Below are 13342 nucleotides of genomic sequence, written 5' to 3'. Positions count from 1 at the left end.
TACGTTCGGGCGAAACTTTACGGTTCCGTAACTATAAAGTCAATAGTCAGTGCTTATGACGCAGGCAGGTGTCAGGTCAGGCGAAGAAATCCCCGGTCGGCCGGGGATTGAGAATAGGATCGGATCGGTCGGCCAGGCTCAGTGGGTCTCGCGGCCGATGGCGCGGTGGCCGATGTCCTTGCGATAAAACACGCCATCCCACCGGATCCGGGAGGCCAGCTCATACGCACGCTTCTGTGCTTCGGTGACGGTATTGCCCAGAGCCGTGGCGCAGAGCACCCGACCGCCGTTGGTAACCACCTGGTCTCCGTTGAGACGGGTGCCGGCGTGAAACACTTTCTCGCCTTCGGTCTCGGTGTCCGGCAGGCCGGAAATGGCGTCGCCCTTGTTATAGCTGCCCGGGTAACCCCCGGCTGCCAGCACGATACCGACGGAGGCGCGGTCATCCCATTCGGAATCGCACTGGTCGAGCTTGCCGTCGATGGCCGCGTCGCAGAGTTCCACAAGGTCCGACTTCATCCGCAGCATGATCGGCTGGGTTTCCGGGTCGCCAAAACGGCAGTTGAACTCGATCACCTTGGGGGTGCCGCTGTTGTCAATCATCAGGCCGGCGTAGAGGAACCCCTTATAGGGATGGCCCTCGGCCGCCATGCCGCGCACGGTCGGATAGATCACTTCATCCATGATGCGCTGATGAACATCCGCGGTCACCACCGGGGCCGGCGAGTAGGCGCCCATGCCACCGGTATTGAGACCGGTGTCGCCGTCGCCCACGCGTTTGTGATCCTGGGAGGTGGCCATGGCCAGAACGTGCTCGCCATCCACCATCACGATAAAGCTGGCTTCTTCGCCTTCCAGAAACTCTTCGATGACGACACGGCTACCGGCATCACCAAACGCGTTCCCGGCCAGCATGTCGCGGATGGCATCTTCGGCTTCTTCCAGGGTCATCGCAACGATCACGCCTTTGCCGGCAGCCAGGCCATCGGCTTTGACGACGATTGGAGCGCCCTGCTGGCGAACATAGGCCAGGGCTTCGTCCACATCAGTGAAGTTGCCGTAGCCGGCTGTCGGGATTTTGTGGCGCGCCAGAAAATCCTTGGTGAAAGCCTTGGAGCCCTCAAGCTGGGCGGCGCCTGCGCTCGGGCCGAAGACCCTGAGGCCCCGCTGTTCGAATTTATCCACGATACCCGCTACCAGGGGAGCTTCAGGGCCGACAATGGTGAGCCCTACATTGTTGGTCGCCGCGAAGTTGGCCAGGCCGTCCAGATCCATCACGTCGATGTCGACGTTTTCCAGGCCGGCCTCCCGGGCGGTGCCGGCGTTACCGGGCGCCACGAACACGCGATCCGCTTTTGGGGACTGGGCGGCTTTCCAGGCCAGGGCGTGTTCACGCCCGCCGTTGCCGATCACAAGAATATTCATGAGTTTCCTACCTTGAAGCCGGTTAACCCGGGGTCAGAACTGTGGTTCTGACCCCACATTCACGTATTAATGCCTGAAATGGCGCATACCGGTGAAGACCATGGCGATGCCGTGCTCGTTTGCCGCATTGATCACTTCCTGATCGCGCATGGAGCCACCAGGCTGGATGACAGCGGTGATACCAGCCGCCGCAGCAGCGTCAATGCCGTCGCGGAACGGGAAGAAGGCATCGGACGCCATGACCGACCCTTTCACTTCCAGGCCCTCGTCGGCGGCCTTGATACCGGCAATCTTCGCGCTGTAAACACGGCTCATCTGGCCAGCGCCGACGCCGATGGTGCGACCCGCCTTGGCATAGACAATGGCGTTGGATTTGACGTATTTAGCCACTTCCCAGGCAAACAACAGGTCGTTGAGTTCCTGCTCGGAGGGCTGGCGCTCAGTGACCACCTTGACGTCCTCCATGGCCACCATGCCCAGGTCCCGGTCCTGAACGAGCAGACCACCGGTTACACGCTTGTAATCCATGGAACGGGCACGGTCGCCGTCAAACTCGCCGCACGCAAGCAGACGCACGTTCTTCTTTGCGGCTACCAGTTCCACTGCTTCCGGAGCAACGGTCGGCGCGATGATCACTTCCACAAACTGGCGATCAATGATGGCTTTGGCAGTTTCCGCATCCAGCTCACGGTTGAAGGCGATGATGCCACCAAAAGCCGATGTGGGGTCCGTGGCGAACGCCAGGTCGTAGGCCTGACGGATATCGGCGCCGATCGCCACACCACAGGGATTGGCATGTTTGACGATCACGCAGGCCGGATCCGCGAAAGGCTTCACGCATTCCAGGGCGGCATCGGTATCGGCCACGTTGTTGTAGCTGAGCTCCTTGCCCTGAAGCTGTTTGGCCGTGGCCACGCAGGCTTCCTTGGGGTTGCGCTCGGCGTAGAATGCGGCGCGCTGATGCGGGTTTTCGCCATAACGCATGTCCTGGACCTTCACGTACTGGGCGTTGAAGGTGCGGGGGAAATCAGCGTTGTCGTTATCCGGCGTGCGGCCGCCCAGATAGTTGGCGATGGCGCCATCGTAGCCAGCGGTGTGCTCAAACGCTTTTACGGCCAGATCGAACCGGGTGCTGTAGGTCAGTTGGCCATCGTTGGCCTCCAGTTCCTTGAGGACCCGGCTGTAATCACTGGCGTTGACCACGATGGCGACGTCGTTGTGGTTCTTGGCAGCAGCGCGAACCATGGTCGGACCGCCGATATCAATGTTCTCGATAGCGGTCGCCAGATCACAGTCCGGCTTTGCAACGGTCTCCTCGAAGGGGTAGAGATTGACCACAACCATATCGATAGGGCTAATGCCATGCTCGGACATCACCGCATCGTCAGTGCCCCGGCGCCCGAGAATCCCGCCATGAATCTTCGGGTGCAGGGTTTTTACACGGCCATCCATCATCTCGGGAAAGCCGGTGTAGTCGGAGACTTCGGTTACCGGGATGCTGTTTTCTTTCAGGAGCCGGTAAGTGCCACCGGTGGAGAGCAGCTCAACGCCGCGTTCGGTCAGGGCACGGCCGAAATCGACGATGCCGGTTTTATCACTCACGCTGATCAAAGCGCGACGGACGGAGGTGTTAGCCTGGTTTGCCATGGGTCACTTTCTTCGCTGGAGATGAACGAATAAGGGCCTCGCGAATGGTGTCCGGGAGGCCCTCTTCAAATCAGGGTGTCTGGATTATAGCAGACCGTACTGCTTCAGCTTTTTGCGCAGGGTCCCGCGGTTCAGGCCCAGCATGGTGGAGGCCTTGGTCTGGTTGTTGCGGGTGTATTTCATCACCTGTTCAAGCAGCGGGGCTTCCACTTCGGAAAGCACCAGCTGGTAGACCTCGGTCACCGGAGCGCCGTCCAGTTGGGCGAAGTAGTTTTTCAGGGCGACCTCAACGCTGTCGCGCAGGGTGACGGTGTTGCCGCTGCTGTTCACCGTCTGCAACTGATGGATATCATCGTTGGCCGGGGTGCTCAGGTTGTCGTTTGCCAAAGTCTCAGCGCTCATGCTGCGAATACCTCTCCATTTCGTAAGCCTGCAAAATACCGTTGAATCGTGTCTCTCTGCTCCAGCGCATCGTCGATCGCGTTGAAGCGTTTGCGGAACTGTTTACCCGGATCGTGGGACTGCAGGTACCAGCTCACGTGTTTTCTGGCAATACGCACGCCCATGGTCTCACCATAGAAAGCATGCAACGCCTGGAGATGCTCGGTCAGAATTTCCTCGACCTCATCAAGCTCCGGTGCGGCCATGTGGCTACCGGTTTCCAGGAAATGCCGGATTTCCCGGAAAATCCAGGGGCTGCCCTGGGCAGCGCGGCCAATCAGCAGGCCGTCGGCGCCGGTATGGCGAAGGACGTCCCGGGCTTTCTCAGGCGATGTAACATCCCCGTTGGCAAACACCGGAATGCTGATGCGGGATTTCACATCGGCGATGGTGTCGTACTCGGCATTGCCCTCGTATTTGTCCGCACGGGTCCGACCGTGAATGGCCACTGCCTGAATGCCGGCATCCTCCGCCATTCGGGCAATAACCAGTGCATTGCGGTTTTCCCGGTCCCATCCGGTTCGCATCTTGAGGGTGACTGGGACATCAACCGCCTGAACCACCGACTCCAGAATGTCGCGAACCAGGGCTTCATCTTTCATCAGGGCGGAACCGGCGGCCTTGTTACAGACCTTCTTGGCCGGGCAGCCCATATTAATGTCGATGATCTGGGCGCCGAATTCCGCATTCTGACGGGCGGCATCGGCCAGCATTTGCGGATCGCCGCCGGCAATCTGCACCGAGCGGGGCTCAGGCTCGCCTTCATGGTTCAGGCGGGTCTGTGATTTGCGCGTATGCCAGAGTTTGCTGTCCGCTATGACCATCTCCGACACCGCCAGACCCGCGCCCAACCTCCGGCACAAAAGACGGAAAGGGCGGTCTGTCACGCCAGCCATGGGCGCAACAATCAAGGGGTTGGGCAAAGTGTACGGCCCGATTTTTGCCGTTGGCAGCATGATCTGAGTCCGTGTCACAGCGGGTTAAGCAAAGGTCGGGCTGAGCGGTTGTTCAATAAGTAACCGATCCAGCATCCGAAGGGCGGTAATGATACCGCCGGGTGGACCATGATTGAAGGGGCTGGGCGGTGAAAAAACTGATTATTTTTCGCCCTTTCTGGTTGACTTTTGTTCTGTACGATGACCGTCGGGAATGGCTGTCGAGTGAATACTTGCTTACGGCATCAGGGTGCGTGGGGGCGGAAGAGGATGTTGTAATTCACCGCGTCACGGCCCGGATCCCGAATGTTGATGGCAATGCGAACGGGAGTATCCGTGGGCATGGCGTCCAGCTCCCGACCTTCGCCGGCCAGGTACTCCTCAGGCGTGAACAGACTCTGTGCCACCACATCGCCATTCAGGTTGGAAAAGGTGAGGGCAATGGCGGGAAAGGGTTGCTCGAAGTCGGCCCGGTTAATGATCACGGCATCGACCACCAGTTGCGAGCGATTATCCGGATCGGTCCGCACCACCAGTTTCCGGCTCTGGATGGCTTCCACATTGATCAGCGGTTTGAGTTCGCAGCCGGCCAGTTCACAGCCTTTCTCATAGAAGGGGCGCAGCTCGGGGATGGCCGACAGTCGATCGAACTGGAACCAGGTTACCTGGGCGATCAGAACACCGATCAGACCCAGTACAATCACGCTCCACACGATCGTACGGACGCCACTTCCACCGGAATCGACAGCAACCGGCTCCCGGCGTAGATCCCGGAAGGGCGGGTCGGCATGGAACGCGTCGGCCGGTCGCTCCGGCTCATCAAAATCGAAACCGGATTCGTCCACAAAGTCATCGAACGGATCAGAATCTTTGGCCGGCCCGGTCGCCGCGGAGGAGGGTGTTCCGGTCTGCTCAAACACCGGTTCTTCCTCCAGGCTCAGCTCAGGGCGAGGTGCTGGCCTCGGCTCCGGTTCGGGAGAGGTGTCTTCAGGTTCCGGTTCGGGGGCAGGCTCGGGGCGCTGGGGGGCAGAAGGTTTTCGGGATGCTGGCTCGTCATCCTGAAGAATGGCTTCGGCCCAGCTCTCATCGACTTGCTCATCGGGGCCGTCGGTGTCAGCGTCTTTGTAATCTGTTTCGTCGCGCTCATCAAAGCTGCGGAAACTATCGCTTAACTCGTCATCGGAGAAGGTCAGCTTGGTGCCGGCGTAAGGCCCTTCCGCCGCATCTTCTTCCGGGTTATCGGCGAAGACAAAATCCTCCTCGCTGACGCCGGAGCCGGAGATAGAGCCGGCAGGCGATGATGCACCTGCGGGTTGTGCCGGGGTGGCGGGGGTTCGTGGTTTCTCGCCACCGCCTGGGATAACCTGGTGCTCAATGGCATTGAACACCTTCATGCAGTTCCCGCAGCGCACTTTGCCCTTGGCAATGCCAAGCTGTTCTTCGGTTACCCGGAAGCGGGTCTGGCAATTCGGGCACTGTGTCTGCAGGCTGCTCTGGGTCATGCTTCTTCCTGAAAGCGACTAGGCTACGAGTTTCGGAGTTTAGTCGTTAAGACCGGTTTCGTCATCTGTCGTGGCGCCGTCCTGTGAGGCGTATCCACTCTTCCCGCTGCTCGGGCTCGTCCATGACGAACCATGGCTCATAGGCGGCCATTACTTCCCGGGCCTGGTTAGACAGGATGCCGGACAGCACCAGATCGCCGCCGGGCCTGGTCCGCGAGGCAAGATGGGGAGCAAGGCCGATCAGGGGCTGGGCCAGGATGTTGGCAAGCATGATGTCGGCTTTGGTCTCGGGCTCGTTGTCTGGCAGGAACAGGTCCAGCTTGCTGTCTTCGACACCGTTGCGGCGGGCGTTTTCCCGGCTGGCTTCGAGGGCCTGCGGGTCGGTATCGACACCAATCACATGGTCTGCGCCAAGGAGCAGGGCCGCAAGGCCGAGAATGCCGGAGCCACAGCCGTAATCGATCACCTGCTTGCCATGGGGATCCTGGCCATCAAGCCATTCGAGGCAGAGGGCCGTGGTTGGATGGGTGCCGGTACCGAAGGCCAGACCGGGGTCCAGCATCAGATTCGCCGCATCCGGGTCAGGTGCGTCATGCCAGCTCGGGACGATCCAGAGCCGCTCGCCGAATTTCAGGGGCTGGAAATCGTCCATCCAGGCCCGTTCCCAATCCTTGTCCTCAACCAGAGTGACGTCGATTTCCGGAAGGGCCTGCTGGGTTTGCTGGTGCCAGGCATCCCGGATATCGGCGCAGAGCTGCTCGATATCCCGGCCGGAATCGAACAGCCCGGTCACCGTTGTCTGGCTCCATAAAGGGGTGGTGCCGGGGTCCGGCTCATAGAGGGGCTGGTCGGCGGCATCTTCCATGGAGACGGCGTCAGAGCCCATCTCCATGAGCAGATCCTCCAGCTGATCCGCGTTGTCCGGATCAGCCGGGATCTGGAGTTGTATCCAGGGCATGATTAATCCCGCATCAGTTTCTCAAGGTAGTGGATGGTGAAGTCTACCTGTTTAAAGCCACCATCGCGTACCAGTTTCCGATGCAGCGGTTGATTGGTCTTGATGCCCTCGACCACCAGTTCGTCCAGCGCGTTCTTCATCCGGCGCCGGGCAATGTCCCTGTCGTCGCCCCAGGTGATCAGTTTGGCCGCCAGGGAATCGTAGTAGGGGGGAACCGTGTAACCGCTGTACAGGTGAGAATCCACCCGCACACCATTACCGCCCGGGGCATGGAAGTGTTTAACCTTGCCGGGGCTGGGGATAAAGGTTTTCGGATCCTCGGCGTTGATCCGGCACTCCATGGCGTGGCCGGAAATCCGGATGTCGTCCTGGGTGTATTGCAGCGGAAGGCCGCTGGCAATGCGGAGCTGTTCGCGGACGATATCAACACCGGTGACCATCTCGGAGACCGGATGTTCTACCTGGACACGGGTGTTCATTTCGATGAAATAGAACTCGCCGTCCTGATACAGGAACTCGAACGTACCGGCGCCCACATAACCGATTTCCTTACAGGCATCGGTACAGGCTTTCAGGGTGCGTTCCCGGGATTCCGGATTGATGTTCGGAGCCGGTGCTTCCTCTATTACCTTCTGGTTCCGGCGCTGCATGGAGCAGTCGCGATCGCCCAGGTGAATGCAGTTGCCATGCATGTCGGCAAGTACCTGCACTTCCACGTGACGCGGGGCTTCCAGGAACTTCTCGAGGTAAACCGTCGGGTCGCCGAAGGCATTTTTGGCCTCGCTCTGGGTGATCTGGACACCCTTGAGCAGGGCCGCTTCAGAATGGACCACCTGCATCCCGCGGCCGCCGCCACCGGAAGCCGCCTTGATCATGACGGGGTAGCCAATTTCCTTGGCAATCCTCAGGGTCCGCTCTTCATCGTCGTCCAGCGGGCCATCGGAGCCCGGCACGGTCGGAACGCCGGCCTTGATCATGGCGTTGATGGCGGACACCTTGTTGCCCATCAGCCGGATAGTCTCGGCCTTGGGGCCGATGAAGCGGAACCCGCTCTTTTCCACCTGTTCGGCAAAATCGGCGTTCTCGGCAAGGAAGCCGTAGCCGGGGTGAATACCCACGGAATCGGTTACCTCGGCGGCGCTGATGATGGTAGGGATGTTCAGGTAGCTGTCGGTCGCGCTGTTCGGGCCAATACAGACAGACTCGTCGGCAAGCCGTACGTGCATCAGGTCGCGATCGACCTGGGAATGCACTGCCACTGTCTTGATGCCCAGCTCCTTGCAGGCGCGCAGAATCCGGAGGGCAATTTCACCCCGGTTTGCGATCAGAACTTTTTCTAACATGGCCATGAGTAGCTATCACCGCGTTCAGGAAATGACGACCAGGGGCTGGTCAAACTCAACCGGCTGGCCATTCTCGACCAGGATGTCCTGGATGGTGCCGCTCTTGTCGGCCTCAATCTGGTTCATCATCTTCATGGCTTCCACGATGCAGATGACATCACCCACATTGACGGTCTGGCCAACTTCCACAAACGCCTTGGCGGTGGGCGAGGGTGAGCGATAGAAAGTGCCTACCATGGGAGACTTCACGCTGTGTCCGGCCGGGGCCGCTGGCGCAGAGGACTCTTCCGAAGCCGGAGCGGACGCTGCCGGCGCCGGAGCTGGCTGCTGGGCAGGCGCTGGCGCAGGGTAGTGGCTCACGTACTGGGTGCCGGCAGCCGGTTCACGCCGGCGGGAGATGCGTACCGAATCGTCGGCCTCGTGAATCTCCAGCTCCTCGACGTCAGATTCCTCGAGCAGCTCAATCAGTTTCTTGATTTTACGAATATCCATAGTCAGTCCAGTCCCGTTTTGTCAGGTCTATCGGTGAATGCGTTTCAGGGCTGCCTGGAGTGCGAGGTCGTACCCCTGGCTACCCAGCCCACAGATAACGCCTTCGGCGATATCCGAGAAATAGGAGTGATGCCGGAACGGTTCCCGGGCATGCACGTTCGAAAGATGCACTTCTATAAATGGAATTCCCGAGGCCAGCATGGCGTCGCGCAGGGCAACGCTGGTATGGGTGAAGGCGGCGGGGTTGATGATGATGAAGTCCACGCCTTCCGCCCGGGCCTCGTGAACCCGCTCAATCAGTTCGTATTCGGCATTTGATTGCAGGTGCAGCAGATGATGCCCATGCTCTGCTGCCAGTGAGCGCAACCGGTCGTCGATGTCTGCCAGTGTCTCGTAACCATAGACCTCCGGCTCGCGGGTACCGAGCATGTTGAGGTTGGGTCCGTGGAGCACGAGAATTGTCGACATGGTTCTGTCTGCCTTGATGTCTTTTTACAGGATCGCCGATTTTAACGGCATGTTCCCCCAATGGTGCGTGCTTGTTTTGTTCAGATCAACACTTTTTGACAATCGTTCCTGTTGTCCATTGGTCGTAAAAAGACGGCAAATGAATCGAAACGGGATCTTTCCGCTGATGACAATCATTGTCGTGAACGGCGGAACGAACTTCCATACGACGTTGGTTTCATAAAAGGTAGCAGCCGGGCAGTGACTGAGCCATGCCCGACCGAAAATTGTCTGAAAAGTCTGGGGGGAGGGATTCGGGCCGCGGCACGGCCCGGATTCAGGAATCGGCCAGGGTTACGCAGTTGCGGCCAAGCTCCTTGGAGCTGTAGAGCGCACGGTCGGCCCGCTCGCACAGTGCCTGGGAGGTGTTGTCGTCCCAGGCTGCGATGCCACAACTGAAGGTGACATTGAATTCCCGGTCGCCGGCCGGTTGCTGCAACTCGGAGAACCGCTCCCGGATTTCATTGAGAACGTTTCGGGCATCGCTCGGGCGGGTGTTGGGCAGGATGATGGCAAATTCCTCACCACCGTAGCGGCCGATGTGGTCGGTCTTGCGCAGGCGTTGTTTGAGGAACATCGACAGGCTGCGCAGCACCCGGTCGCCGATCGGGTGGCCAAAGGTGTCGTTCACCTTCTTGAAATAGTCGATGTCGATCATCGCAAAGCATAGCGGCTGTTGTTTCTGGCGCGCCCGCACGATCTCCTGGTCCAGCAGGTGGAGGGTGTGGGTGTGGTTGAACAGGCCCGTCAGGCTGTCGCGAATCATCAGGGCCAGCAACGAGCGGGCACGTCGCCCGCGATTGTGGATCGTGGCAATCAGGTGTTTCGGGTCGATCGGTTTGGTCAGGAAGTCGTCGCCGCCCAGGCTCATGGCATGGAGCTGTTTCGTTACATCTTCCTCGGCCGAGAGATAAATGATGGGCACGCTGTGAAAACGGTCCTGCTGGCGGATCACCCGGGCGATTTCCATGCCCGTACAGCCCGGCATATACATGTCCAGGATGATGATCTCCGGCGAGAACTCCTCCAGGGCGTGGATGATCTGCATCGGGTCGGTGATGATGTGGGCGGTCATACCCGCTTTCTTCAACACCGTTTCCATATATTTTGCCTGGGCCCGGGAATCATCCAGACCCAGGACCTTGTAGGGATCCACGGTGTTGCCGTGGGTGTAGGTCTCAATCTTTTCGATCAGCTGCCCCGGGTCGACAGCAGGGTAGAAGAACTCTTCCCCGCCGCAGCGGGAAGCCTGCAGACGGGTCTCGATAGAACCGTCCTCGTCACTCATGAAAATAATCGGAATCGGCGTATCGTGTCGTTCCTGCAGGCGTTCGATGGTGGTAATGCCGGCATTGGGCGAGCCGCCAAAATTGACGTCTACCAGGATGGTTTCCGGCTTGTGCAGTGCGCAGGCTTCGGTCAGTTCATCAGCATTGGCAAAAGCGGATGCCCGGAAGCCGAAGAATTCCAGCTGCCGGATCAGGCGGGCTGCCATTTCCTGGTTGGCCAGGGCAATGTAAACCGGTGTTCGACGAAATTGGTGGGGCGCTTCAGAACTGTTGAGGTCGGTCCTGCGCAGAGTGCTCTGGGACAAGGTCTCGATGGCATCCTGCAGTTGTCGCTCGAGGCTCTCGTTCAGGGCAGATCCGGGTTCCCACTGGTTGATCAGCGCCAGCGTGGTTTGACCGGCCCGGGCGTGGCTGTCCATTTCAAACCGCTGGGCGTAGCGCACCAGTTTGTCCGTAGCCGCCGCGAACTCGTTGCGGTGCGCCGAAGCCTTGTCCCGGTCCTCGTGAATTTTCTGCCAGGTATCCAGAACAACCCGGGCCTGGGTTGTCACACGGCGTGCGAAATGCTGCCTGAGTTTTTCTTTCTGGCTTTCGTCGTTCATGTTGCTCGGGCCTGTCTCTTTTTCGTTATTGGTCGTCCTTTCCCGGTGTGGACGATTTTTCAACCTTAGTCCTTTTGCAGAGTCTATAGTGTTTAATGTTGTCGGCGTAGGTTGCGCTATGTAAATGTTTGTCAACTCTGCGGTGCAGGTCACAAACACCTGGCCGGCTGGCTCACAGCCAATGCGGAGAAACTCCCCATGGCACGGAAGCACATCCCCCTGGAGCAGACGCAACAGGGTGCGGTCACATTGCGAACCCTGCTTCTGGTGTTGACCGGAAGTCTGCTGGTTACCCTGTTGGTTGCGGTGTTTATCACCAGCTACGGTTATTTCCGGGACTATGTCTCGGATCAGCTGGCAGGTCATGCCCGTGACGGGGCCACGGCCATCGGGTTGTCCCTGTCCAATGCCATCGACGGCCGCGATCCGGTCGCCTCCGCCTCCCTCATTGATGCGGTGTTTGATAGTGGCCGCTATCTGTCCGTCAGCTATCTGAATCATCAGGGCGAGCAGGTTGCCGGTCGGGCCATGACGCTCAATAAAGTGGCTGTCCCCGCCTGGTTCCGCGACCTCGCAGATCTTCCGCTGCCGGTTGCCGAGGCAGAAGTCGTCCGTGGCTGGAGCCGTCTGGGAACCGTGCAGGTAATCAGCCATCCCGGTCGCGCCTATGAGGACCTCTGGCGAATCACCATCGGGTTGACTGCCAGTACTGCCGTCATCGGGGGGATTGGACTGTTTGCGGTTTTCCTTCTGCTTCGTCGTACCCTGCGCCCGCTTCATGCTCTCGAGGATCAGGCAAAGGCCCTCGGGCAGCGGGATTTCAGGAGGCGGGTCTCTATCAAGTCGACCCGCGAGATCAATCAGGTGACCGACGCCATGAACCGGATGGCGGATGACCTCGGCCAGCTCTTCGAAGGCCAGGCGAAACTCATTCAGCACCTGCGCCGGGTAAACAACGAGGACTCGGTCACCGGGCTGGCCAGCCGAAGCGCCTTCGACCAGCGCCTGAAGGTGGAGGTGGAGTCCGAGGAAAAGGCGGCACCCGGAATTCTCATGCTGATTCAACTGGCCGACTTTTCGGGATATAACCAGGCCTATGGCCGGAGCGAGGCCGACCGCCTGCTGCTGCGGGTGGCAACCTGGATTGGCGAATTCGTCATGCAGCATGCCGGGTCGTTTGCCGGGCGCCGAACGGGCGCCGAATTTGCCATTTTTCTGCCCGGTGCGATGCCGGCTGATGCCGGTGTCTGGTGTCGTCAGCTGGTCACGGACCTCGATGGGGTCTATGCAGATCTTGCTTCGCCGATGGATACCGCTGTTCATGCCGGGCTGGCGAGAACGCTGGACGGCCGTGGTGCCCGGGATCTGATGGCGGCCGCGGACGAAGCATTGCGCGCTGCCCAGAGCAGGGCCGAGAGTGGCTGCCATCTGGCTGACCCTGAGAAAGACGGCCATCACAACCTCGAAACCTGGCGGGTGATTATCAGTCAGGCGATCCGCCGGCAGGCCCTGTCGCTATGGCTCCAGCCCATGGTGAACGAGGGCCGGCTCATGCCGGTCTATCATCAGGTGTTTTCCCGGATCGATTCCGCCGAAGGGGCCTTGAAGGCAGGCACCTTTGTACCAATGGCTGAGCGTTTCGGGCTGATCTCGGAACTTGATCGTCTGCTGGTCCAGCGGGTGCTCGATCGCCTGAAACAGAGCCCGGATCAGCCGCTGGCGGTCTCGCTTGGTAATGCCTCCGTGGCCAGCGAGGCATTTCGCACGGATTTGCTGGACCAGCTGCGGCAGGCAGGTTCGCCGGCAAGGAATCTCTGGATCGGTATTTCAGAACAGGCAATCCATCACCACCGGACCGCGGTGGGCCTACTGGTCCGGGCGTTGGGGCGACTCGGTGTTCCGGTACTGGTCGACCGCTTCGGGGTGGGAGGCGTACCGTTCAGTTACCTGAGAAATCTGAGGTTTCAGGCCCTGCGTATCGACAACAGCTTCATCCACAATATCGACACCCATGAAGATAACCGCTTCTACCTTGAGTCTGTGGTGGCCATCGCTCACAGTCGTGGCGTGAAAGTCTTCGCCACAGGAGTGGAAACTGCCGCGGAATACTCGGTACTCTGTAAACTGGGTATCGACGGGGCCATGGGTTACCATCTGGGCAGGCCGTTTGCCGCTGACAATCAACAGACAGGGGATTAAAA

General features: G+C 59.6%; 11 protein-coding genes. 1 reads left to right on the top strand and 10 read right to left on the bottom strand.

The window, feature by feature from the left end; genetic code table 11:
- Positions 1-138: 138 nt before the first annotated feature.
- The 10 genes from purD to ACGK9W_RS14150 form a co-directional block, all read right to left on the bottom strand.
- Positions 139-1425 (bottom strand): phosphoribosylamine--glycine ligase, encoded by a 1287-nt coding sequence (gene purD, locus ACGK9W_RS14195; RefSeq protein ID WP_273158148.1) that lies wholly within the window; start codon positions 1423-1425, stop codon positions 139-141.
- 66 nt (positions 1426-1491) lie between these two features.
- Positions 1492-3072: a bifunctional phosphoribosylaminoimidazolecarboxamide formyltransferase/IMP cyclohydrolase gene (purH, locus tag ACGK9W_RS14190; protein WP_405417230.1), complete on the bottom strand. Its 1581-nt coding sequence runs from the start codon at positions 3070-3072 to the stop codon at positions 1492-1494.
- 84 nt (positions 3073-3156) lie between these two features.
- Positions 3157-3474 (bottom strand): DNA-binding transcriptional regulator Fis, encoded by a 318-nt coding sequence (gene fis / locus ACGK9W_RS14185; protein WP_008170934.1) that lies wholly within the window; start codon positions 3472-3474, stop codon positions 3157-3159.
- Positions 3471-4469 carry a tRNA dihydrouridine synthase DusB gene (dusB, locus tag ACGK9W_RS14180; RefSeq protein ID WP_405417228.1) on the bottom strand — a complete coding sequence of 333 codons (999 nt, stop codon included), beginning with the start codon at positions 4467-4469 and terminating at the stop codon, positions 3471-3473. The genes fis and dusB overlap by 4 nt, the downstream gene beginning before the upstream one ends.
- Before the next feature lie 224 nt (positions 4470-4693).
- Positions 4694-5950, bottom strand: coding sequence for a DUF3426 domain-containing protein (locus ACGK9W_RS14175; RefSeq protein WP_008170936.1), 1257 nt, complete (start codon positions 5948-5950; stop codon positions 4694-4696).
- Between the two features lie 61 nt (positions 5951-6011).
- Positions 6012-6908, bottom strand: a complete 897-nt coding sequence (gene prmA / locus ACGK9W_RS14170) for a 50S ribosomal protein L11 methyltransferase (RefSeq protein ID WP_008170937.1) — start codon at positions 6906-6908, stop codon at positions 6012-6014.
- A gap of 2 nt (positions 6909-6910) precedes the next feature.
- Positions 6911-8257: an acetyl-CoA carboxylase biotin carboxylase subunit gene (accC, locus tag ACGK9W_RS14165; protein WP_273158153.1), complete on the bottom strand. Its 1347-nt coding sequence runs from the start codon at positions 8255-8257 to the stop codon at positions 6911-6913.
- 18 nt (positions 8258-8275) lie between these two features.
- Positions 8276-8743, bottom strand: coding sequence for an acetyl-CoA carboxylase biotin carboxyl carrier protein (gene accB, locus ACGK9W_RS14160; protein WP_008170940.1), 468 nt, complete (start codon positions 8741-8743; stop codon positions 8276-8278).
- A 27-nt stretch (positions 8744-8770) separates the two neighbouring features.
- Complete coding sequence (aroQ, locus tag ACGK9W_RS14155; protein WP_008170941.1) at positions 8771-9211, bottom strand: type II 3-dehydroquinate dehydratase; 441 nt, start codon at positions 9209-9211, stop codon at positions 8771-8773.
- A 316-nt stretch (positions 9212-9527) separates the two neighbouring features.
- Positions 9528-11141, bottom strand: coding sequence for a diguanylate cyclase (locus tag ACGK9W_RS14150; RefSeq protein ID WP_288366959.1), 1614 nt, complete (start codon positions 11139-11141; stop codon positions 9528-9530).
- 198 nt (positions 11142-11339) lie between these two features.
- Between ACGK9W_RS14150 and ACGK9W_RS14145 the strand changes: the two genes are divergently transcribed.
- Positions 11340-13340: an EAL domain-containing protein gene (locus tag ACGK9W_RS14145; RefSeq protein WP_405417224.1), complete on the top strand. Its 2001-nt coding sequence runs from the start codon at positions 11340-11342 to the stop codon at positions 13338-13340.
- Positions 13341-13342: the final 2 nt, after the last annotated feature.

Source organism: Marinobacter flavimaris (assembly GCF_045057155.1).
Lineage (GTDB): Bacteria > Pseudomonadota > Gammaproteobacteria > Pseudomonadales > Oleiphilaceae > Marinobacter > Marinobacter manganoxydans.
The sequence above is the reverse complement of the archived record's forward strand: the minus strand, read 5'-3'. Positions and strand labels throughout refer to the sequence as shown.